The sequence below is a fragment of the Methylobacterium sp. WL7 genome (assembly GCF_008040085.1).
GTDB classification, from domain to species: domain Bacteria; phylum Pseudomonadota; class Alphaproteobacteria; order Rhizobiales; family Beijerinckiaceae; genus Methylobacterium; species Methylobacterium mesophilicum.
Genome location: NZ_VRVG01000034.1, coordinates 23,718 through 44,157, shown reverse-complemented (window position 1 = coordinate 44,157; position 20,440 = coordinate 23,718). Strand labels below are relative to the sequence as shown.

The following is a 20,440-nucleotide window of genomic DNA, read 5'->3' as shown; positions in this document are numbered from 1 at the left end:
CCCGTGTTGACCCCCCGGCCCCGCTCACCTATTGCGAACGCGCCGTCCCCGCGCGGCCGCCGCAGGGCGGTCCCCGGACGCGAGCGCGTAGCTCAGCTGGTAGAGCAACGGACTTTTAATCTGTAGGTCCTGGGTTCGAGTCCCAGCGCGCTCACCACACAATTCACGATGATGAAAACTCGAGCGTGATGGGGTTTCGACTCGAGCCAATTGCGCACGGGTTGGTCGGGCCATCACACGGACGTCAAACGATTAGGGAGCGTAAATAGAATTGCAAAAATGTCTTTGTGCGCGCTTGCTCTGTATTGTGTGATGATTGCGATTCAAAATTTTAGTTCAATCCGCCCTTACACGCAGAACAGTACCCCGGCTGTTCGCTCCTTCCGCCATATCAACTTCACGGCGTAGCGGATCTCGGTATTCGCCAGCACGAGGTCGAATGCGGTCTCCAACGTGACAACCTGGGAGCCGAGGAATTCGAGCATAGCGCCGCCGTCGGAGAGGTTCTGGATCCGGCAGGGAAAGCGCGATCCGTCCGGGTGCTGCGCGAAGGCCAGAAGCGCCGTCGCCTTGCGATCGCTGGCGCGTCGCTCGACGAAGCCGATCGGGGGCCTGGCGGTGCGGGGCATGGCCGGATGACCCTGGAGATCTCGGCCGATCTGCCGCGATGTCAGTAAAAATGCGCCGAAAACACTAATGATCGATTGATCATGGTTGTAACTGTTCGAAAATAAAGTGCCGGGGCGAGCCTCCTAGGCTATGCGCGGACTGGTGCACACGGCCCCCGTCACGAGCGGCGTGTAGCCGGCGATGCGCTGTGGCTGCTACCTAGGCTCGTCTTTGGGCAGTGGCGGACCTTTGCCAGCCTTGATGAAACGGCCGACGAACAACCCGACAGGAATCGACAGTAGGAACCAGTTCCGCAGGAATCGCAGCGACTTCGACATGGGTCGCTCTCCTTATCTCGACGTGTTGCGCATCAGATCACGATGCACTGCGCGACCCAAACGCATGATCCGGCCGCGGCGTTCGAGCCAAGTGCCGGAATTATGGCGTTTCCAATGCTGAACCGGCAGGCTCCGCGCACAACCTCGACACACCCCCGCCCCCAGGGGGCCTCCGGAGACGATCCATGCGCATCCGCCCCCGCCTCACAGCCTTGTCCTGTCTCCTCTGGGCCGTCTGGCCCACCGCCATCCGCGCCGAAGCGCCCGGCGGCGTCCCCATCCTTGCAGCGCCCCCGTCTTGGCCAACGGGGTTCTCCCGCGATGTCCAGGGCACCGGCCTGCCGGGCCTTGATGGCGGCCACGCCTTCCTCTGGAATCGGCCGGGGCGCTTCGATCCCGCTTCGACGTTGCGGGTCGATCGGCACATCCCGGAGGGGTCGGGGGAGCCGGGCCACACCTACAAGGCGCTGTGGGCGCTTGGATCGTCGGGCCCGCAGAATGCTGGCTACGAATGGACGATCACGGGCGAACTGCACAACCGCAGCCTGGCCAGCACCGGAGCGCAGAACGTTGCCGTCAACGGCACGATCTTTAAGGAGCCCAACGGCATCGGACCGGTGGGGCCGTCCTGGGCCGGAAACTTCAACTGCGTAGACATGACCCAGGAGGCCGATCCGGTCGCCTCTTGCATCGGCGCCGAGATCGACGTGTCCGCGCAATCGCCGACGACGGATCGCAATCGCCAACGGGTCGGCCTGCAGATCTCCACGGGCGGCGTCCCGGGCGCCCATACCGGCTACGGCGTCCTGCTGGGCAACCTCCCGGGCTCGGTCACCGACCGCGGTTTCTCGTTCCAGGGGGAGGGCACCTACGGGATCGGGATCGACACCGCGGCCGGCCGTTTCACCGGCGTGCCGATCCTGCTGGGGGCGGGTCAGTCGATCGCGCTCGACGGCAACCGTGATGGTGCCTTCGCGCGCACCTTCGGCTTCGATGGCCGGGATCTGGTCTACGGGACCGGGAACGGTCCCGTGTTCCGGGTGAGCGATGGGGGACGGGTTCAGGCCGCCTCCGTCCGGGAGACGTCACCGAACCCGCCGCGGAGCAGCCGTGAGACCTGCTCGCCGGGCGATCATGCCTGGGACGAGGCGTTCGAGTACCGCTGCGTCGCCGCCAATCGCTGGAAGCGCGCCGCACTCAGCGACTGGTGAGCGCAGTGCTCAGGCCCGGCGGAAGGGCAGGATCGCCACGAAAGCCGCAGCGGCGGCCCCGATCACGCGCAGGAGCGCGGAGACAGGGCTGTCGGGCGAGATCACCATCCACTCGAACAGCATCGCCCCCGACAGGAGCAGCAGCACCGAGACGAGGAGCGCTTCGCCCGAAACCACGTATGGCTTGGCCTTCATGTGTTTCCCCCTGGCGCTTTTCTTGATCATTCGCACCAGGGTGTTAGCGGATCGGCGACCGGAAGGCGAACGGGCGCCGGTTCGGGCTCAGCGGTCGAAGATGCGCACCACCGCGCGGGTCGCCGGATCCACGACCACGACCTTGTCGCCGGGGGCTACGAAGTAGCCGTACCGGCGCAGGCGCGGGTTCTGCGTATCGGTGAACGGCGCGAGTTCAACGTCCGCCGGTACGATGGTACCCGGCCGCAGCGGAATCGATCCGACGATCGGGCCCGGGCCGACCGAACGGCGCACGATGTAGTCGCGCACGACGACCTCGTCGTCCGGACCGAAATCGTCCTGATCCACGATCACGCCCTGCGCGAAAGCGGATCCGGTGAACAGCGCGGCAAGCCCGAGGGCTGCGGCGAGGCTTGCGCGTGTCGACATGTGAGGCTCCGTGACGTCCAGGACCGGCGGAAACACCGCCCGTCACGAATGCGTTCCAGCTCGCCACAACGCGCGATATCAGCGCCCGACCTGCGCGGCCTCCGCCAGCGGCACCGGCGACCAGCGGGTGATCTGCACGTAGCCGTCCAGCGCGGCGATCACGACGTGCCGGCGATGGCGGTGCACCACCGCACCCGGCGTGTGCGGGTGGCTTTCGCGCCAGCCCTCGGCCGCAGCGACGTAGACCCGCGCGTCCCCCAGCCGGGCGATGGTCTCGACGGTGCCGAAGGCCCGGACCCGGCGCAGGATCGATCCCACATCCTGGCGGAAATCGAGGGTCCGGTCGGTGTCTGTAGCGCGGGGCCAGTACGACCCGTCGCCCTGCGGCTCGGCGCGTCGCCAAAGTGCGGGAAGGTCCTTGCCGATTGGTCCTGACGCGAGACGCCGGGCCACCATCTGGCACTTGGCGAGAACCGTCTCATGGGACTCGGCCTCGTCGAGGCCAAAGATCTCCTGAGCCAGGATGTCGCCGGTGTCGAACCCGTCAGCGAGCACGTGGGCCGTGACACCCCATGTCTCGTACCGGTCCAATACCGCCCGGAACAACGGGTACGGCCCGCGGCCGGTCGGCAGCGGCGAAGGATGGATGTTCAGCCCGTAGGCGGCCCGGCCGCGCCAGCCCTTCACGAGCCAGGGATAGCCGGCCACCACCAACGCCCAATCCTTGCCGTGCTCGGCCTGGAGTGCCTCGATGTCGCGCTCTCGGATGCGTGACAACTGGATTGGCAGGCGCAGCGAACGGGCGCGGGCGACCAGCACGTCGTTGTGATCGTAGACGCCGTCACAGGGCCGGGTGAACAGTTTGACCGGCTTCCAGCCGGCCTCGACCAGGCCCTCGAACACGCCGCCGAGGAAATCGATGCCGGCGAACGCGAACTTCATGCTTGCCGCCTGCGACCTTGTGCACGTGGAGCGAGTGAGCCGGCCGCCTGCCCGGGGACGGAACCGGCCTTACTTTGTCCGGGCCAGGTTGGGTAGCAAGAGGCCCGTGCGTGCGACAGGTTCTGATCTACGGCGGCATGGGCGGCATCGGCTTGGCGACTGCTCGGGCCCTGCGGGCGCGTGGCTACGCCTTGCATCTCGCGGCTCGGGACGGAGACCGACTGGTGCAAGCGGCCGACGAACTCAGCGATACGACCTTCACGGTCGGCGACCGCGATTTCTTCGCCGCTGTCAGCGAGGCGGTCGGTCCCTCTCTCGCGGGTTTGGTCTACGCGGTTGGCACCATCAACCTGCGGCTGATCGGGCGGCTGACTCGGGTCGATGTAGAGACCGACTTCCGCATCAATGCGCTCGGCGCCTTCTCGGCCGTGCAATCCGCCGCGGCCGCACTCAAGTCCGGCGCCGGCGAATCGGGTTCTGGGGTCGTGCTGTTCTCGACGGTTGCCGTGGCCCAGGGTTTCCCCGCGCATACCTGGTGGCGATGGCAAAGGGTGCCGTCGAGGGGCTCGGCTTGTCGCTCGCGGCCGAATTGGCACCGCAGATGCGGATCAACGTGGTCGCGCCCTCTCTGACCCGGACCCCGCTGGCGGCGGCCATCACCGGCAACGAGACCCTGACTGAGGGGATCGCCACCATGCACGCGCTCCAGCGTCTCGGACGCCCGGAGGACATCGCTTCACTCGCGGCCTTCCTGGTCTCGGACGAGGCCGGCTGGATCACCGGGCAGGTGATCGGGGTCGATGGCGGACGCGCGAACCTGCGCACGAAGGGCTGACGGGGTGTCCATGAAGCCCACACGAGAAGCCGGAGGCGTCCTGCGGTTCGTCCTCGGGGATCAGTTGAACCGGCGGGTGTCGAGCCTGCTCGACCTCGATCCCGAGCGCGACGTCGTCCTGCTCGTCGAGGTGCGGGACGAGGCGACCTATGTCCGTCACCATAAGCAGAAGATCGCCTTCCTGTTCGCCGCCATGCGCCATTTCGGTGCCGAACTGGAGGCCGAGGGTGTCGCGGTCGATTACGTCCGCCTCACGGATCTCGGTAACACCGGCAGCTTCACGGGCGAGCTGGAGCGGGCGGTGGCCCGCCATGCGCCCACCTCCGTCGTCGTCACCGAGCCCGGCGAATGGCGGGTCTGGGAGATGATGCAGGATTGGCGCGAGGCCCTGCCCGTCCCGGTGGAGATCCGGTCCGACAACCGCTTTCTGTGCCCGCGGATGGATTTCGCCCGCTGGGCCGAGGGGCGTCATCATCTTCGGATGGAGACGTTCTATCGCGGCATGCGCCGTCGGACTGGCCTCCTCATGGATGGCGGCGAGCCCGTCGGCGGCCGCTGGAACTTCGATCCCGACAACCGTAAGCGTCTGCCGAAGGGGCACCGGCTACCGGACCGCATCGGGTTCCAGCCCGACGCGATTACCCGGGAGGCCATCGCGCTGGTGGAGCGCGAGTTCGCCAGCCATTTCGGCGACCTCGCGACCTTTTCCTGGCCGGTAACGCGGGCCGACGCGCTAGCCGCCCTCAAGCACTTCATCGAACAGTGCCTGTCCACGTTCGGCGATTACCAGGATGCCATGAAGGCCGGCGCGCCGTACCTCTACCACGCGCTGCTATCGCCACCGCTCAACGCCGGCTTGCTGACTGCCGAGGAAGTCTGCTGGGCCGCCGAACGGGCCTATCGAGACGGGACCGCGCCGCTCAACTGTGTCGAGGGGTTCATCCGGCAGATCCTCGGCTGGCGGGAATATGTCCGCGGCGTCTACTGGGCACGCATGCCGGAGTATCGGGAGACCAATGCTCTGGATGCCGGCAGGGACCTGCCGTGGTTCTACTGGTCGGGTGAGACGAAGCTGAACTGCATCGCCAACGTGGTCGCGGATACCCGTCGCCACGCCTACGCCCATCACATCCAGCGCCTGATGGTAACCGGAAACTTTGCCCTGATCGCCGGCCTTGATCCGGCACAGGTCGAGGAATGGTACCTGATCGTGTTCGCCGACGCCTACGAATGGGTCGAGTTGCCCAACGTGCACGGCATGGTGCTGTGGGCCGATGGGGGCGTGATGGGCTCTAAGCCCTACGCGGCCTCAGGCGCCTATATCGACCGGATGTCGGATTACTGCGCGCGTTGTGCCTACGACGTAAAGGTCAAGGCGGGGCCGGACGCATGCCCGTTCAACTACCTGTACTGGAATTTCCTGATCGAGAACGCTGACACGCTGTCTGGAAACCCGCGCATGGCGATGCCGTATCGGACCCTCCGAGGCATGAGTGATCAGCGCCGCGCCGAGATCCGTGAGGATGCGAGCCGCTTCCTCGGCGCCCTCGAATCCGAGCGCGTTCACCAGGGCGACCACACCGCCAACGCCACGTAGGGTGCGGCGCTTCGCCAAGCCGTCTCGGTTTGAAGACCGGCCGACACACGGAAGCTGTAGCGGGCGATGGCAAAATCGGTCGCGTGCAAGCCGAGATTCCATTTTCGATAGCCCGTCTCGTCTCCGTACGCGCTGATCTCCGGGCCGAGATAGGCGCCACCTATCCGATAGCCCCAGGCGAGTCGTGTCCATAAGCTGACGCGAGTCGAGCCGGAGACAGCGGTCGCCTGGAGGAGCGTGTTCTCGGTCGGGCGTGCCCAGATCTCGGCGTGCAGGCGCATGCCATACGCGGCTGGCGAGACCGTTACGGCGCGCGGGTCGGCCAGCATCTCCATCGAGCCTTCGGGCCCCGCGAAGATTGCGGTCGTTCCCCAATCGTAGAACCATTGGTAACCGAGAACCGCGGCCGCGATGAACGTGTAGCGCGTGCGCGGAAGGCCGAATGCGCCGCGTTCGCGTTGACGACCGCTCCCGACGCTCGCGAGTATGACGAAGCCGTCCTGATCGAGAGGGCCGAGCGCGAGCTTCGCGCCGACGGTCAGGAATGTCGCGGCGCCGGCGTCGAGGCTGCCGAACAGCAGCGCATCGATCTCTCCGCCGCATGCCGGAGGAGCCTGCACAGCGAACAGCGAGGCCACCAGGGAGGCTCCGAGCGGCTTGCTCCGGCCGATCGCGAAGGCTTTGCTCCTGCACACGGATCCGCCCTCGGTGGCGAAGCCGTAAACCTACTGCTGAACGACGTAGAGCGCAGTAATTTTTACCGTAGGTTCACTGGAAAATTATCTCGAGTTGCGCAGGCGTGCTGCCGGCGAAATGCACAGCATCGAAGATGTGCTTTGACATACGTAAGATTTGCTTCGAGTTTGATTGGCGTTACCTTAGGTATGAATCCTCGACCGTGCCGCAGCAACAGGTCCGTGCGGCAGCCACGCGCTTGGCCTGCCGGGTGATCTCGGCTAGAGCCCGCGCCAGGACAGCGAAGGTTGGCGGATCCTTGACTGCCGGTTCACGAACGTCGGACGTCCTCACTGTGCTAGCGAGCCAGGAGGGGGAGCGCCTCACCGTGGGCGACATCGTCGCAGTGCTGCGGGATCGCGCCTTCGCGCTGCTCGTGGTTCTGCTCGGCTTGCCGAATTGCTTGCCGATGCCGCCGCCGATCCCGCTGATCTGCGGGCTCCTGCTGCTGCTCGTGGCCGTTCAGATCGCGGCCGGCATGTCGGCGCCGTGGCTGCCCCGGATCCTGCTCGGCCGATCGATCGCGCTCACCGATGTGCGCCGCGCCGTCACCCGGGCGGTGCCGATCCTGCGGCGTCTGGAGCGCTGGTCGCGTCCGCGCGTCAGCGTGTTCGAGACCGCGCTGGGCATGCGCGGGATGGGGATCGCCCTGTTGGCGCTGGCGCTGGCGCTGATCGTGGCCGCGCCGATCGTCGGGCAGATCCCGCTGGGGCTCGCCGTCTGCCTCGTGGGTCTCGGCCTCGTCGAGCGCGACGGCCTCGTCGTCATGGGCGGATTGGTGATCGGCGTCTTCGGCGTCGCCATCAATGCGGGCTTCGCCTACGCGGTCATCGCCGGGATCGTCAGCCTCCTGAACCTCTGAGCCGCTCGGATCAGAGCCGGTAACGGATCTGGTCGGTCCAGAAGCGCTCGAGACGGCCCAGAGCCGTATTCAGCCGGCCGAAGTCGTCGTCCGAGATGCCTCCGATCGGCGCGATCGTGCGGGCATGCTTGTCGTAGAGCCCCTGGATGATCTCGTGGACCTGCTGGCCCTTCTCGGTGAGGCTGATTCGGACGGAGCGTCGGTCGGTCTTCGAGCGAGCGTGGTGCAGGTAGCCGGCCTCGACGAGCTTCTTGACGTTGTAGGAGACGTTGGAGCCGAGATAGTAGCCCTTCGTCCGCAACTCGCTCGCGGTCAGCTCCTTGTCGCCGATGTTGTACAGAAGCAGCGCCTGGACGCTGTTGACGTCTTCCCGGCCGCGGCGCTCGAACTCGTCCTTGATCACATCCAGCAGCCGGCGGTGCAGCCGCTCGACTAGGTGAAGCGCCTCCAGGTAGGAGCCCTTGGCGGACGGGGTCTCCTCGGGGGCCTCGCTCTTCGCGACACGGGCGCTCTGGGTCTTCATCGTCTGCCTCACCGTCTGTTGCCGCGGCGCCCGTTCGATGCGGTGCCGCTGATGATGGCTAAGCTACGTACCGGGAATGAAAGGCGATTTAAGCGACAGGATGAATTCCCGATTTACTCTTCGCGGTAAAGACAAACTGAAGCGAAGATCAGAACGGTTCGTTCACCGTGCTTCCTGCGCGGCCAGCCAGGACAGCATGAAGTACATCAGCACGACGGTCAGGCCGAATACGAGCAACGGCACCGGCATCGGGACGAGTTGCGGGGTCAACACCGCGAGCGTCATCGCGGATGTCACGGCCAGCAACCAGATCACGCCGCCCCATGCGCTCGTTAGCCACAGGCCGATGGCCGCCGACGCGTCCACCACCGCGAAGTAGACGATCGCGGCCTGGCGGCCGAACGGCTCGATTTCGAAGGGGCGCGAATCTGGCATGACGTCGAGGATCGTCGCCCAGGACGCGATGCTCTTGACTAGCCAGAACAGCGCCGTGATCCGCATGAACCAGACGAGGACCGTGTCCCATGTTCCGGGGGCCGGCCCCGGCGCGCGCTCGATCCGGTCGGTGGGCGTGTCGCCCGGCCGAACACCCTTGCGCCGGATCGGGAAGGAGCCGGGCATTACAGCGCGCCCGTGGGTGAGAAAAGCCGATGCATCGTCGGGAGGCCGGGATTGATGGGGGATATGCTGGGTTGAATCCGTTCCGGCGCCCTGCGTCAACGGTCTGATTTCACCGTGCCCGGACGGTGTGCTAGTCCGGAAGCCCCAGCGCCGATGCGCCGCGCGACCCACGCTTCACCGCGCGCACGATACCGAAGCCGCATGTCAGACATCTTGCCAGAGCCGCGCCCGATCGCCCTGGAGGCCGCTCGCGAGAGCGCGCGTCCGGACGTGCTGAAGATCACGCAGCGCCCGCGCCGCAACCGAAAGGCGGAGTGGTCGCGGCGGTTGGTGCGTGAGCATACGCTCACGGTCGACGACCTGATCTGGCCGATGTTCGTGATCGAGGGCGAGGGCCGGCGCGAGCCGATCGCCTCGATGCCGGGAGTCGAGCGGCTCTCCGTGGACGAGATCGTGCGCGACGCGGAGCGTGCGGCGCGGCTGGGTATCCCGGCGGTGTCGTTCTTCCCCTACACCGAGGTTGCGCTGCGCGATCCGACCGGCTCCGAGGCGCTCAACGCCAACAATCTGGTCTGCCGCGCGGTGCGGGCCGTGAAGCGGGCGGTGCCCGAAATCGGCGTGATGACCGACGTGGCGCTCGATCCCTATACCAGCCACGGGCACGATGGGCTGATGAAGGACGGCGCGATCCTGAACGACGAAACGGTGGCGATCCTGGTGGAGCAGAGCCTCATCCAGGCCGAGGCCGGCACCGACATCATCGCCCCCTCTGACATGATGGACGGGCGCGTCGGCGCGATCCGGGCCGGGCTCGACAAGGCCGGCTTCCTCGACGTGCAGATCATGGCCTACGCGGCCAAGTATGCCAGCGCGTTCTACGGGCCGTTCCGCGATGCGATCGGCACCCAGGCGGCGCTGGTGGGCGACAAGCGCACCTACCAGATGGACCCAGGCAACTCCGCGGAGGCTCTGCACGAGGTCCGGCTCGATCTGGCAGAGGGAGCCGACTCGGTGATGGTCAAGCCGGGGCTGCCCTATCTCGATATCATCCGGCGGGTACGGGACGAGTTCCAGGTGCCGACCTTCGCGTATCAGGTGTCCGGCGAGTACGCGATGATCGAGGCAGCGGCCCGCAACGGCTGGCTCGATGGCGACCGCGCGATGGTGGAGGCTCTCCTCGCCTTCAAGCGCGCCGGCGCCGACGGGGTGCTGACCTACCACGCGCCCCGGGTCGCCGAGCGCCTGCGCAACGCCCGGTGAGGCATGGGCGCCGCTGGCTCCTCGGAGCGGCGGTGACGGCGGGTTTCCTAGGGGGGCTCGCGGCCTGCCAGGATACGCTCCGCCGGGAACGGGTCGCCACCTGCCGGCGCGCCCTGCCGGCGGTGGCGCCACAGCCTGGCATCCGGTTGCTGCGCGCCGCGCCGGGGCCGGCCGCGGATACCGTCCGGGTCGATTATGCCGAAGGAAACCGTCAGCACTGGCTGACTTGCCGCTTCGATGCCGGCGCGACGCTCATCGGGCTGGCGACCGAGGGGAGCAGCTTGTCCGGCCCCTCGCTCTACCTGCTGAAGCGGTTCTACCTCGACACGCCGGACGCGGAGGCCGATGATCCCGCGGAGCGTTGAGCGCGCGAATCCGCTCTTGCGGCGGCCGCTTTCCGCACCCACGTCTCGATAGGCCGCCTCGCTTGCAGGACGCGACACTTATGCAAAATCCCCAACCCGGTGACGCCGAGCAGCGCTACGAGGCCCCTGGCTACACAGCTTCGCTGCCCATCCCGTTCGTGCGTGCCAGCCTCGGGGCCCGCACCGTCGCGTATCTGCTCGATATCCTGTTCATCTTCGGCTTTACCGCCCTGCTAACGCTGCTGATCACGGTCATCGGCGTGGTGACCTTCGGGCTGGGCTGGACTTTGTTCGCGGTGCTTCCAGCGAGCGGCGTGATCTACAGCGCCATCACGGTGGGGGGAGCCAAACAGAGCACCATCGGGCAGCGTCTGATGGGCCTTCGGGTGGTCGCCCCTGAGCGCGGCGGCCCCGTGGACTTCATCAGCGCGGCCGTCCACGCGCTGCTGTTCTACGTCGCGGTCTCGACCTTCCTCCTGTGGTGCCTCGATGTCGCGTTCGGTCTGATGCGCGCCGATCGGCGCCTGGGCCACGACCTGCTACTCGGCTTGGCCGTCGTTCACGCCCGCTGAGACCCCGGAGGCGCGACGAAATTCTCATGCGGCGAGCGGCCGGGGGCATTGAGCCCGGCCGTGTCGCCTGTACATTGGTACGCCGGCGCCGCGAGGACCACCCGGTGCAGGGCCAAGACCAAGCGTGACGAGCCATCCGCGCGACACTCCGCAATTCTACCTGACCGCGCCTTCGCCGTGTCCGTATCTCCCGGGCCAGGAGGAGCGGAAGGTGTTCACGCATCTGGTCGGGCGCCGTGCCCGGGACCTCAACGAGATCCTGACGCAGGGCGGCTTCCGCCGCTCGCAGACCATCGCGTATCGCCCGGCCTGCGAGACCTGCCGCGGCTGCATCTCGGTGCGGGTCGTGGTCGACGACTTCCAGCCGACCGCCAGCCAGAAGCGAATCCTGGCGCGCAACGACGACTGGATCGGCGCGCCGGAACCGAATCGGCCTGCCTCTGAGCAGTACGCTCTTTTCCGCCGCTACCTCGACGCCCGCCATGGCGATGGCGGCATGGTCGACATGACGGTGCTCGACTACGCCATGATGATCGAGGACAGCCACGTCGACACGCATCTGGTGTCGTACAGACGGCGCGGTCCGGACACGGCGATCACCGGGCGCGGGTTCGGGCCGCCGCTCGCCTACTGCCTCACAGACGTCCTCGCGGACGGTCTGTCGATGGTCTACTCGTTCTACGATCCGGAGGAGGCCGGGCGGTCGCCGGGCACCTACATGATCCTCGACCACATCCGGCGCGCCCGTCGCCTTGGACTGCCCTACCTCTATCTGGGCTACTGGGTCGAGGGCTCGCGCAAGATGGATTACAAGTCCCGGTTCCGCCCGCAGGAACGGCTGATGGGGCAGGGCTGGGTCCGCGTGCCCTGACCGGGATCGACATCAGACGTCATGCTCCGGCGTGGCGCCGGCCTGCGTGAACCGCATTGAGCGGCCGGGCCGGCACATGCTACCGGCCACGCACGAATTCCGGACCGTGCCGAGGCTCCCATGATCCCCCGTTACAGCCGCCCGACGATGACGGCGATCTGGTCGCCCGAGAGCCGCTTCAAGATCTGGTTCGAGATCGAGGCCCATGCCACCACGGCGCTGGCCGAGATCGGCGTCGTGCCGAAGGCGGCCGCCGAGACGATCTGGGCCAAGGGCAAGGACGCGGCGTTCGACGTCGCCCGTATCGACGAGATCGAGGCGGTGACGAAACACGACGTCATCGCGTTCCTCACACACCTCGCCGAGATCGTCGGCCCGGAGGCGCGCTTCGTCCACCAGGGCATGACCTCTTCGGATGTCCTCGACACCTGCCTCAACGTTCAACTCGTGCGCGCCGCCGACATCCTGATCGCCGATGTCGACGCGCTGCTGGCCGCTCTCAAGGCGCGGGCGTTGGAGCATAAGCTCACGCCGACCATCGGACGCTCGCACGGTATCCATGCCGAGCCGGTGACCTTCGGGCTCAAACTTGCGCAGGCCTATGCCGAGTTCGAGCGCAGCCGCCGTCGCCTGGTCGCGGCCCGCGAGGAGGTCGCGACCTGCGCGATCTCGGGGGCGGTCGGCACGTTCGCCAACATCGATCCGCGGGTGGAGCAGTACGTCGCCGAGAAGATGGGCCTGACCGCCGAGCCGGTCTCGACTCAGGTCATCCCGCGTGACCGCCACGCGATGTTCTTCGCGACGCTGGGCGTCGTCGCCTCGTCGCTCGAGCGCTTGGCCATCGAGATCCGCCACCTGCAGCGCACCGAGGTGCTCGAAGCGGAGGAGTTCTTCTCCGAGGGTCAGAAGGGATCCTCGGCCATGCCGCACAAGCGTAACCCGGTGCTCACCGAGAACATCACCGGCCTCGCCCGGATGGTTCGGGGCTACGTCGTCCCGGCCATGGAGAACGTCGCGCTCTGGCATGAGCGCGACATCTCGCATTCCTCCGTGGAGCGGATGATCGGCCCGGATGCCACCGTGACCCTCGACTTCGCGCTGGCCCGCATGACCGGGGTGATCGAGAAGCTGCTGATCTACCCGGCCAACATGCAGAAGAACCTCGACCGCCTCGGCGGCCTCGTCCATTCGCAGCGGGTGCTCTTGGCACTCACCCAGGCCGGCGTGTCCCGCGAGGATTCCTACCGGTTGGTCCAGCGCAACGCGATGCCCGTCTGGCGCGGGGAGGGTGACTTCCTGGCTCTGCTGAAGGCGGATGCTGAGGTGACCGCGGCGCTCACCCCCGAGCAGATCGAGGAATGCTTCGACCTCGGCTATCACTTCAAGCATGTCGACACGATCTTTGCGCGCGTGTTCGGCGCAGCCTGAAACCGCTGCACGAATCCTGCTTGGGCCCGTGACGAACATAGGAAGGCAATCCGTGACCGCTCCCCGCATCGTCTACCTCAACGGCGCATTTCTCCCCTTTGAGGAGGCGCGCGTACCGATCATGGACCGCGGCTTTCTGTTCGCGGACGGAATCTACGAGGTTTCCGCGATTATCGACGGCAAGCTCGTCGACAACGCCGCGCACCTGGCGCGCCTCGATCGCTCGCTGGGCGAGATCGGCATCCGCAACCCGCACGACGCGGCCGGATGGGAAAAGCTGCAGACCGAGCTCGTTGCGCGCAACGGCGTCCGCGAGGGACTCGTCTACATGCAGGTCACCCGCGGCGTTGCCGAGCGCGACTTCGCCTTCCCGAAGGCCGGGACCGAGCCCACCGTGATGATGTTCACGCAGGCCAAGACCGTGCTGGCCAACCCGCTCGCCGAGACCGGCGCCCGGGTCATCACCGTCGAGGACCTGCGCTGGAAGCGGCGGGACATCAAGTCGGTGGCCTTGCTGGCGCAGGTTCTCGCCAAGCAGCAGGCCGCCGAGGCCGGGGTCGCCGAGGCCTGGATGGTCGAGGACGGGGCGGTGACCGAGGGCTCGTCGTCCACAGCGTTCATCGTGAGCCGCGAGCGCGTCCTCGTCACGCGGCCGCTCTCGACGGCGCTGCTGCCAGGCATCACCCGGGCCTCCGTGCTGAAGCTCGCCGGCGAGGCCGACCTGAAGGTCGAGGAACGGTTGTTCTCGGTCGCCGAGGCCTACGAAGCCCAGGAGGCGTTCTACACCAGCGCCTCAGCCTTCGTGATGCCGGTGGTGGAGATCGACGGCCGGTCGATCGGCGAGGGCCGTCCCGGTCCGCTGACCCGGCGCCTGCGCGAACTCTACGTCGAGGCCGCTTGTCAGGGTTGAGCTGGCCGCGCCACGCAGCAAACAGGAACGGATCCGACACAAGTCTGTTGCTCTCGGAACGCGTGTTCCAAGAGGGGAGACCAACCTTGTCGAGGAAGATCCTGCTCGCCGCTTTCGCGGCGGCTCTGTTTGCTGTTCCCGCCTATGCTCAGAACCCGGATGCTCCGCTGAAGGGCCGGGACACCGATCCGGCTCTGCCGCCGTCGACCCAGACGCCGCCGGATCGCGTCCGCCCCAGCGCCGACGCGCCGCCCAAGGATCAGTCGCTCAGCGACAAGCTCCAGAAGAACGACGGCGTGATCAAGCCGCCGGAGACCGGCACCACCGGCACCGTTGTGAAGCCGGACGAGACCGGTTCGATGCCGGTGATCAAGCCGCAGGAACTCCCCGGCCGGAACTCCGGCACCGAGGCGAAATAAGCGCGTTCCGCAGAGCGTGCGGGCTGCCATGTGGCAGCCTTGCTTGATTTCGCCGCGCGGATCGCGGAAACGGCTCACGACGTACGCAGCCCGCACCCGTGGGCTGCTCCGTCCCGGTTTCCGTCGCGGGTAAGCAGGCAGGCATGGCCAACGTCGTCGTTGTAGGCGCCCAGTGGGGCGACGAGGGCAAGGGCAAGATCGTCGACTGGCTCTCCGAGCAAGCCGACATCGTCGTCCGGTTCCAGGGCGGCCACAATGCCGGCCACACGCTCGTCATCGACGGGGTGACGTACAAGCTGGCGCTCCTGCCATCCGGGGTCGTGCGCGGCGGCAAGCTCTCGGTGATCGGCAATGGGGTCGTGGTAGATCCCTGGCACCTCGTGGACGAGATCGAGCGGATCAAGGCGCAGGGCGTCGAGGTGTCGCCCGCCTCTCTGCGGATCGCCGATAACGCCACGCTGATCCTGCCGCTCCACCGCGAACTCGATCATTTCCGTGAGACCGCCAATGCCGGCCTGAAGATCGGAACCACGAAGCGGGGCATCGGGCCGGCTTACGAGGACAAGGTCGGGCGCCGCGCCATCCGGGTGGTCGATCTCGCCGATATCGATGCGCTGCCGGCCAAGATCGAGCGGGTTCTGACCCATCACAACGCGCTCCGGCGCGGGCTTGGCATCGACGAAGTGAATGCCGAGGCGCTTCTCGCCGAACTGACTGCGATCGCCCCAAAAATCCTGCCGTTCGCCGACACGGTCTGGCGGTTGCTCGACGACCAGCGCCGGGCCGGCAAGCGCATCCTGTTCGAGGGCGCCCAGGGCGCGCTGCTCGACGTCGATCACGGCACCTATCCCTTCGTCACCTCCTCGAACATCGTGGCGGCCCAGGCCGCGACGGGGTCCGGCCTGGGCCCGGGCGCGATCGGCTACGTGCTCGGCATCGCCAAGGCCTACACGACCCGGGTCGGAGAGGGGCCGTTCCCCACCGAGTTGCACGACGAGATCGGCGAGACCATCGGCGCTCGTGGCCGCGAGTTTGGCGTCAACACCGGCCGCAAGCGCCGCTGCGGTTGGTTCGACGCGGTTCTGGTGCGCCAGACCGTGCGGACCTCCGGCATCCACGGCATCGCGCTCACCAAGCTCGATATCCTGGACGGATTCGACGAGATCCGCGTGTGCACCAGCTACAAGCTCGACGGGCAGACGATCGACCACCTGCCGGCGAGCCAGGCCGCGCAGGCCCGGGTCGAGCCGGTCTACGAGACCATTCCGGGTTGGTCTGAGACGACCGCGGGCGCGAGGTCCTGGGCAGATCTGCCGGCGCAGGCCATCAAGTATGTCCGCCGGATCGAGGAGCTGATCGGGGCTCCGGTGGCGCTGCTGTCGACCTCGCCCGAGCGCGACGACACCATTCTGATGCAGAATCCCTTCGAGGATTGAGGCCTGAAGCCCTATCCCGTTGATGACGCACCTTTTCTGCTGTTCGGCATGTATCCAGCCCGCGTCCGCTTGATCTAGAACCAGCCTATGGCGGGCGTCGGTCTTAGGGATCGACCGCCCGGTACGATATCGGAGGAACCGACTCGCGGGTGCCGATCCGCGCGGCGGGCAGACATAACCGGCCGGCGGCCGATCCCGATCGTCGGTTCGGGAACGAACGTCGGTCCTCGGCCATCGACCGGTCCTGCCGGGCGACGGCCGAAGGCGCGGACCTGGGCAACATGGCCGATTATTACCCGCTTCTGGCACGCGCGCTCGACGCGCTGCCCGACCGATCACCCGCCCTGCGCAAGGCGGTCTACGACCGCGCCCGCAACGCCCTGATCAGCCAGCTCCGTTCGCTGGACCCCCCGCTCTCAGAAGCGGATATTGATCTCGAACGCCGGGCGCTCGATACCGCGATCGAGCGGCTCGAAGTCGATCACGGGGGCCTTCCGGCGCCCGCCAACGACGCCGTGATCCCCCAGCCGGAGCCGAGTCCACGACCGGACCCGCCCGCGGACATCCCGGAGCCGGCGCCGCCCGTTCCGTCGCCGCCATCCCCGTCCCCTGAGTCCATCCCGGTTCAGGCGCCGGAGCCGGTCCTACCCGCAGCGCCGCCGCCCTTCGCACCCGCCGCCCTGGAGGAGCCGGAGCCACGCGACGCGCCGATCGCGATCTCGTCGCGCAGACCAGGGCCGTCGCCGGCCGCCGCGACCGCAGAGGAACTGCGACCCGAGGCCGACTCGGCCCCCGACACCGAGGATGATGCGGACCTCGCCGCGGCAGTGGGCGAGAGCGGCAACGGCCGCCAGCGTCCACGGATCGAGGTCGTGCCGCCGCGGTCGGGGCGCTCGCGCATCCTGCGCAACGCTTTCGTGGGGAGCGTTCTGGCGATCGTGATCGGATTGATCGCGGTGGCGGCCTTCCTGCTTCGCGACCGGCCGCAGAACCTGCCGTCCGGCGTGACCGAAACCGCCGATTCACAACAGACGGACAGCGAAACCAAGTTCGGCGACCGGGTCGGCGGCGAGTCCGCTCCCGCAACGCGGACACCTCCACGTGCCGAGAACGGCACGCCGGCGCGGGTCGCGCCGTCACCGGCTCAGCCGAACCTAGCCATCGCCCAGCGCGCGGAACTGATCGAGGAAGGGACGGGCACCGACAACGCGCAGCCGACGCGGACGACCGGCCGGGTGACCTGGAGGCTCGACACGGTGAATGGTGAGCAGGGACAACCGCTCCAGAACGCCGTGGTCGCGACTGTGACGATCCCGGATGCCGGGCTGACGCTGGTGATGACGATCCAGCGAAACCTCGACGCGACGCTGCCGGCCTCACATACGGTGAGCCTCGCCTTCAGCCAGCAGAGTGGGACGGGGCGGACGGTGCAGGATGTCGGCCTGCTTCAGGCCAAGGACGATGAAAACGGCCGCGGCTCGCCCGTCTCCGGCTTGCCGGTGCGGGTCCGAGACAACCTGTTCCTGATCGGTCTGTCGTCACTTCAGAACGACGTCGATCGCAACACCGATCTGCTGCTCCACCGCAACTGGTTCGATCTGGCGGTCCGCTACACGTCGGGCAAGCGCGCGGTGCTCACCTTTGAGAAGGGCAGTGCCGGCGCCCAGGTGATGCAAAACGCGTTCGACGCATGGCAGTAATCGTGGCCGGGACGTTCCGGCGCGCATGCCCGCGCGCCGGATTGTCGGTTCAGTGAGCCTCGATGCCGGTACGCGGCAATTCGCGGTTCGCGATGTTGCGCTTCACCGCCTCCTGCACCTTCTCGAAGGCTCGAACCTCGATCTGTCGAACACGCTCCCGGGAGACGCCGAACTCGCCCGATAGGTCTTCCAGTGTGATCGGATCATCCGCGAGGCGCCGGGCCTCAAAGATTCGCCGTTCCCGCGGGTTCAGCACGCCGAGGGCGTCGCGCAGGGCCGAGAGGCGGTTCTGCCCCTCCTGCTCACGAGCCAGCACCGTCTCCTGGCTCGGGGCGTTATCGACCAACCAGTCCTGCCACTCGCCTTCGCCTTCCTCGCGCAGGGGGGCGTTGAGCGACGTGTCACCGGACAGGCGCCGGTTCATGTCGATCACGTCCTGCTCGGGTACGCCCAGGCGGGTCGCGATCTGCTTGACCTGATCCGGCCGCAGGTCACCCTCGTCCAATGCCGAGATCTTCCCCTTCGCCTTGCGCAGGTTAAAGAACAGCTTCTTCTGGTTCGCGGTGGTGCCCATCTTCACGAGCGACCAGGAGCGCAGGATGTATTCCTGGATCGCCGCCTTGATCCACCACATGGCATAGGTCGCCAACCGGAAGCCCTTGTCGGGATCGAAGCGCTTGACCGCCTGCATCAGGCCGACATTGCCCTCGGACACGACCTCGCCGATCGGCAGGCCGTAGCCGCGATAGCCCATGGCGATCTTGGCCACGAGACGCAGGTGCGAGGTCACGAGCCGATGCGCGGCCTCACGGTCGCCGGCATCCCGCCAGCTCTTGGCCAGCGTGAACTCTTCCGTCGGCTCCAGCATCGGGAACTTGCGGATCTCGTCGAGGTAGCGCGAAAGGCCACCTTCATTGGCGAGCACGGGCAGCGTACCGGCCATGGCATTCTCCTGGACTCTTGTCCCCCTGACGGGCGGACGCGACGGGCAACAGTGCCGTCCACTCGGGCCGCTCTTGAGCCGACCCTCCCGACCCCCCATGTCATACGGGTAAGTCGGACGGACCGGTAGCGGTTGGGCACCCCCATATTGCCATCAACGCGCGACCGGCCGATTGGTCGTACCATGTCACGATCTGACGCGGCTCGCCGTGACCTTTCGCACGCGACGGGGTTACGGTTTCCTCCCCGATCCTGAACGCTCAAGCTTTCGCGAGGGCGTTCACCAGCGTGGCGATATCGGGCGGGATCGAACTCTCGAACCGGAGTGTTTCGCCGGTGCGCGGGTGCCTGAAGCCCAGCAGTTCCGCATGCAGCGCCTGGCGCCCGAGGGCTAGGAGCGCGTCGCGCGCCTCCGGAGGCAGCCGCGCCGCCTTGGTGCGGAACGCACCGCCATAGACTGGGTCGCCCAGGAGCGGGTGGCCGCGATGGGCGAGGTGGACGCGGATCTGGTGCGTTCGGCCCGTCTCGAGGCGGCAGCGCACGAGGGCGACTTCCGGGTAAGTCTCGGCGACCGTGTAATGCGTGACGGCGTGCCGCCCGGCCTCCTCCGAGACCACGGCGATCTTTTCCCGGTTGTGACGCGACCTGGCCAGGCTCGCCTGGATCGTTCCCGCCCGCGGATGTGGCACCCCCCAGACCAGGGCTGCGTAGGCGCGCTCCAGCGGACCCGTCCGGCCATGATCCGCGAACTGCGCGGTCAGACCCTGATGGGCCGCGTCGTTCTTGGCGACCACGATCAGGCCGCTCGTGTCCTTGTCGAGGCGATGGACGATGCCGGGCCGGCGCACGCCGCCGATCCCCGACAGGCTCGCGCCGCAATGGCCGAGCAACGCGTTGACCAGGGTTCCGCTCTCGTGACCCGGCGCCGGATGCACCACCAGCCCGGCCGGCTTGTCGATCACGACGAGGTCGTCGTCCTCGTAGGCGATCACCAGGTTCACGGCCTCGGCCGCGGGTTGGGCATCCGCAGCCGGCGGCACATCAAGGCTGATCTGTGCTCCCGCGGCGACCTTTGCGGACGGGTCGCGTACCTCTGCGCCGTCCCGGCGCACGCAGCCCGCGCGCACAAGACCCTGGAGCCGCGCCCGCGAGAGATCCGGAAATAGCGCCACCAGCGCCCGATCGAGCCGGATTCCCCCATCCGCCACGGTCCCGACCCGCTCTTCGTCGTTTGCGTCCACCACGACCCCAATCTGCGCCCCGCCGCACCGATCCGTGCGGAATCTCGAGAGAAGGCCCTTGCTCCCCCGGCGGGGCGTGGCTATAGCACCTGCGCGCCGCCGGAAAGCTCCCATCGTCTAGCGGTCTAGGACGTCGCCCTCTCACGGCGAAAACAGGGGTTCGATTCCCCTTGGGAGCGCCACCGGCGCATTTTTCACATCTTTGGGCAAGGCCAAGCGCGAGCGGCGGTTAGCTCTGCGTCTCTTGGGCAAGTTGTACCACTACCCGATCTTCTCGATGCCGGATCGCGGGTTGTCGCTCGGTGTTGCGGTCTTTGACGGCAAGCTGCCGGAGCGGTTCGGGCTGGTCGATCGTGCTGATCCCGCCCGCTTGCCGCATTGAGTTTTCTGCATCTCGAC

22 protein-coding genes, 2 tRNA genes and 1 pseudogene are annotated in these 20,440 nt (G+C 67.2%); 16 read left to right on the top strand and 9 right to left on the bottom strand.

Annotation, left to right across the window (positions count from 1 at the left end; genetic code table 11):
* Positions 1-81 precede the first annotated feature (81 nt).
* Positions 82-157: transfer RNA gene (locus tag FV233_RS11680), tRNA-Lys, on the top strand.
* Between the two features lie 190 nt (positions 158-347).
* Here FV233_RS11680 and FV233_RS11675 read toward each other — a convergent pair.
* The gene (locus tag FV233_RS11675) at positions 348-629 is read right to left on the bottom strand and encodes a PilZ domain-containing protein (RefSeq protein ID WP_147853282.1); all 282 of its coding nucleotides are present in this window, start codon (positions 627-629) and stop codon (positions 348-350) included.
* 503 nt (positions 630-1,132) lie between these two features.
* Here FV233_RS11675 and FV233_RS11670 point away from each other — a divergent pair.
* Positions 1,133-2,158 carry a hypothetical protein gene (locus tag FV233_RS11670; protein ID WP_147853281.1) on the top strand — a complete coding sequence of 342 codons (1,026 nt, stop codon included), beginning with the start codon at positions 1,133-1,135 and terminating at the stop codon, positions 2,156-2,158.
* A 9-nt stretch (positions 2,159-2,167) separates the two neighbouring features.
* Here FV233_RS11670 and FV233_RS11665 read toward each other — a convergent pair whose 3' ends face one another.
* The 3 genes from FV233_RS11665 to FV233_RS11655 all read right to left on the bottom strand — a co-directional run bounded on the left by FV233_RS11665 (position 2,168) and on the right by FV233_RS11655 (position 3,724).
* On the bottom strand, positions 2,168-2,353 hold the full coding sequence (locus FV233_RS11665) for a hypothetical protein (protein WP_147853280.1): 186 nt from the start codon (positions 2,351-2,353) through the stop codon (positions 2,168-2,170).
* 87 nt (positions 2,354-2,440) lie between these two features.
* A complete protein-coding gene (locus tag FV233_RS11660; protein ID WP_147897572.1) occupies positions 2,441-2,782 on the bottom strand; it encodes a DUF1236 domain-containing protein in 342 nt (113 codons plus the stop codon).
* A 78-nt stretch (positions 2,783-2,860) separates the two neighbouring features.
* On the bottom strand, positions 2,861-3,724 hold the full coding sequence (locus FV233_RS11655) for a formyltransferase family protein (RefSeq protein WP_147853278.1): 864 nt from the start codon (positions 3,722-3,724) through the stop codon (positions 2,861-2,863).
* Between the two features lie 110 nt (positions 3,725-3,834).
* Here FV233_RS11655 and FV233_RS11650 point away from each other — a divergent pair.
* Positions 3,835-4,559: pseudogene (locus FV233_RS11650) on the top strand (SDR family oxidoreductase).
* 10 nt (positions 4,560-4,569) lie between these two features.
* On the top strand, positions 4,570-6,156 hold the full coding sequence (locus tag FV233_RS11645) for a cryptochrome/photolyase family protein (protein WP_147897571.1): 1,587 nt from the start codon (positions 4,570-4,572) through the stop codon (positions 6,154-6,156).
* Here FV233_RS11645 and bcsS read toward each other — a convergent pair.
* On the bottom strand, positions 6,123-6,794 hold the full coding sequence (bcsS, locus tag FV233_RS11640; protein ID WP_238262783.1) for a cellulose biosynthesis protein BcsS: 672 nt from the start codon (positions 6,792-6,794) through the stop codon (positions 6,123-6,125). The two genes, FV233_RS11645 and bcsS, sit on opposite strands and share 34 nt — an antisense overlap.
* A gap of 356 nt (positions 6,795-7,150) precedes the next feature.
* On the opposite strand from bcsS, the gene FV233_RS11635 reads away from it, so the two are divergent.
* On the top strand, positions 7,151-7,753 hold the full coding sequence (locus FV233_RS11635) for an exopolysaccharide biosynthesis protein (protein ID WP_281406463.1): 603 nt from the start codon (positions 7,151-7,153) through the stop codon (positions 7,751-7,753).
* A gap of 10 nt (positions 7,754-7,763) precedes the next feature.
* Here FV233_RS11635 and FV233_RS11630 read toward each other — a convergent pair whose 3' ends face one another.
* Both FV233_RS11630 and FV233_RS11625 read right to left on the bottom strand, forming a co-directional pair.
* Positions 7,764-8,276, bottom strand: a complete 513-nt coding sequence (locus FV233_RS11630; protein ID WP_147853274.1) for a winged helix DNA-binding protein — start codon at positions 8,274-8,276, stop codon at positions 7,764-7,766.
* Positions 8,277-8,438: 162 nt separating this feature from the next.
* Positions 8,439-8,996: a DUF6163 family protein gene (locus FV233_RS11625; RefSeq protein ID WP_238262781.1), complete on the bottom strand. Its 558-nt coding sequence runs from the start codon at positions 8,994-8,996 to the stop codon at positions 8,439-8,441.
* A gap of 102 nt (positions 8,997-9,098) precedes the next feature.
* Between FV233_RS11625 and hemB the strand changes: the two genes are divergently transcribed.
* The 9 genes from hemB (at position 9,099) to FV233_RS11580 (ending at position 17,858) form a co-directional block, all read left to right on the top strand.
* Positions 9,099-10,157: a porphobilinogen synthase gene (gene hemB / locus FV233_RS11620; protein ID WP_147897570.1), complete on the top strand. Its 1,059-nt coding sequence runs from the start codon at positions 9,099-9,101 to the stop codon at positions 10,155-10,157.
* A gap of 32 nt (positions 10,158-10,189) precedes the next feature.
* A complete protein-coding gene (locus FV233_RS11615; RefSeq protein ID WP_238262779.1) occupies positions 10,190-10,522 on the top strand; it encodes a hypothetical protein in 333 nt (110 codons plus the stop codon).
* A gap of 80 nt (positions 10,523-10,602) precedes the next feature.
* Positions 10,603-11,094 carry an RDD family protein gene (locus FV233_RS11610; protein ID WP_147897568.1) on the top strand — a complete coding sequence of 164 codons (492 nt, stop codon included), beginning with the start codon at positions 10,603-10,605 and terminating at the stop codon, positions 11,092-11,094.
* A gap of 124 nt (positions 11,095-11,218) precedes the next feature.
* The gene (locus FV233_RS11605; protein ID WP_147853270.1) at positions 11,219-11,965 is read left to right on the top strand and encodes an arginyltransferase; all 747 of its coding nucleotides are present in this window, start codon (positions 11,219-11,221) and stop codon (positions 11,963-11,965) included.
* Positions 11,966-12,085: 120 nt separating this feature from the next.
* Positions 12,086-13,393: an adenylosuccinate lyase gene (gene purB / locus FV233_RS11600; RefSeq protein WP_147853269.1), complete on the top strand. Its 1,308-nt coding sequence runs from the start codon at positions 12,086-12,088 to the stop codon at positions 13,391-13,393.
* A 52-nt stretch (positions 13,394-13,445) separates the two neighbouring features.
* Positions 13,446-14,303, top strand: a complete 858-nt coding sequence (locus FV233_RS11595) for a D-amino-acid transaminase (protein ID WP_147853268.1) — start codon at positions 13,446-13,448, stop codon at positions 14,301-14,303.
* Positions 14,304-14,389: 86 nt separating this feature from the next.
* Positions 14,390-14,722 carry a hypothetical protein gene (locus FV233_RS11590; RefSeq protein ID WP_147897567.1) on the top strand — a complete coding sequence of 111 codons (333 nt, stop codon included), beginning with the start codon at positions 14,390-14,392 and terminating at the stop codon, positions 14,720-14,722.
* 143 nt (positions 14,723-14,865) lie between these two features.
* On the top strand, positions 14,866-16,158 hold the full coding sequence (locus FV233_RS11585; protein WP_147853266.1) for an adenylosuccinate synthase: 1,293 nt from the start codon (positions 14,866-14,868) through the stop codon (positions 16,156-16,158).
* A gap of 281 nt (positions 16,159-16,439) precedes the next feature.
* The gene (locus tag FV233_RS11580) at positions 16,440-17,858 is read left to right on the top strand and encodes a histidine kinase (RefSeq protein WP_147897573.1); all 1,419 of its coding nucleotides are present in this window, start codon (positions 16,440-16,442) and stop codon (positions 17,856-17,858) included.
* A gap of 49 nt (positions 17,859-17,907) precedes the next feature.
* Here the strand turns inward: FV233_RS11580 and rpoH are convergent, their stop codons facing one another.
* Together rpoH and FV233_RS11570 are read right to left on the bottom strand one after the other, a co-directional pair.
* Complete coding sequence (rpoH, locus tag FV233_RS11575) at positions 17,908-18,801, bottom strand: RNA polymerase sigma factor RpoH (protein ID WP_147853264.1); 894 nt, start codon at positions 18,799-18,801, stop codon at positions 17,908-17,910.
* Between the two features lie 259 nt (positions 18,802-19,060).
* Positions 19,061-20,044, bottom strand: coding sequence for an RluA family pseudouridine synthase (locus FV233_RS11570; RefSeq protein WP_246689963.1), 984 nt, complete (start codon positions 20,042-20,044; stop codon positions 19,061-19,063).
* 103 nt (positions 20,045-20,147) lie between these two features.
* Here FV233_RS11570 and FV233_RS11565 point away from each other — a divergent pair.
* Both FV233_RS11565 and FV233_RS11560 read left to right on the top strand, forming a co-directional pair.
* Positions 20,148-20,223, top strand: a tRNA-Glu gene (locus FV233_RS11565).
* 20 nt (positions 20,224-20,243) lie between these two features.
* Positions 20,244-20,423: a hypothetical protein gene (locus tag FV233_RS11560; protein WP_147897565.1), complete on the top strand. Its 180-nt coding sequence runs from the start codon at positions 20,244-20,246 to the stop codon at positions 20,421-20,423.
* Positions 20,424-20,440 lie beyond the last annotated feature (17 nt).

Bases quoted from the DNA above. Each gene is read 5' to 3' on its own strand.
- FV233_RS11675 (WP_147853282.1), bottom strand. From the start codon at position 629: ATGCCCCGCACCGCCAGGCCCCCGATCGGCTTCGTCGAGCGACGCGCC.
- FV233_RS11670 (WP_147853281.1), top strand. From the start codon at position 1,133: ATGCGCATCCGCCCCCGCCTCACAGCCTTGTCCTGTCTCCTCTGGGCC.
- FV233_RS11665 (WP_147853280.1), bottom strand. From the start codon at position 2,353: ATGAAGGCCAAGCCATACGTGGTTTCGGGCGAAGCGCTCCTCGTCTCG.
- FV233_RS11660 (WP_147897572.1), bottom strand. From the start codon at position 2,782: ATGTCGACACGCGCAAGCCTCGCCGCAGCCCTCGGGCTTGCCGCGCTG.
- FV233_RS11655 (WP_147853278.1), bottom strand. From the start codon at position 3,724: ATGAAGTTCGCGTTCGCCGGCATCGATTTCCTCGGCGGCGTGTTCGAG.
- FV233_RS11645 (WP_147897571.1), top strand. From the start codon at position 4,570: ATGAAGCCCACACGAGAAGCCGGAGGCGTCCTGCGGTTCGTCCTCGGG.
- FV233_RS11630 (WP_147853274.1), bottom strand. From the start codon at position 8,276: ATGAAGACCCAGAGCGCCCGTGTCGCGAAGAGCGAGGCCCCCGAGGAG.
- hemB (WP_147897570.1), top strand. From the start codon at position 9,099: ATGTCAGACATCTTGCCAGAGCCGCGCCCGATCGCCCTGGAGGCCGCT.
- FV233_RS11610 (WP_147897568.1), top strand. From the start codon at position 10,603: ATGCAAAATCCCCAACCCGGTGACGCCGAGCAGCGCTACGAGGCCCCT.
- purB (WP_147853269.1), top strand. From the start codon at position 12,086: ATGATCCCCCGTTACAGCCGCCCGACGATGACGGCGATCTGGTCGCCC.
- FV233_RS11585 (WP_147853266.1), top strand. From the start codon at position 14,866: ATGGCCAACGTCGTCGTTGTAGGCGCCCAGTGGGGCGACGAGGGCAAG.
- FV233_RS11580 (WP_147897573.1), top strand. From the start codon at position 16,440: ATGGCCGATTATTACCCGCTTCTGGCACGCGCGCTCGACGCGCTGCCC.
- rpoH (WP_147853264.1), bottom strand. From the start codon at position 18,801: ATGGCCGGTACGCTGCCCGTGCTCGCCAATGAAGGTGGCCTTTCGCGC.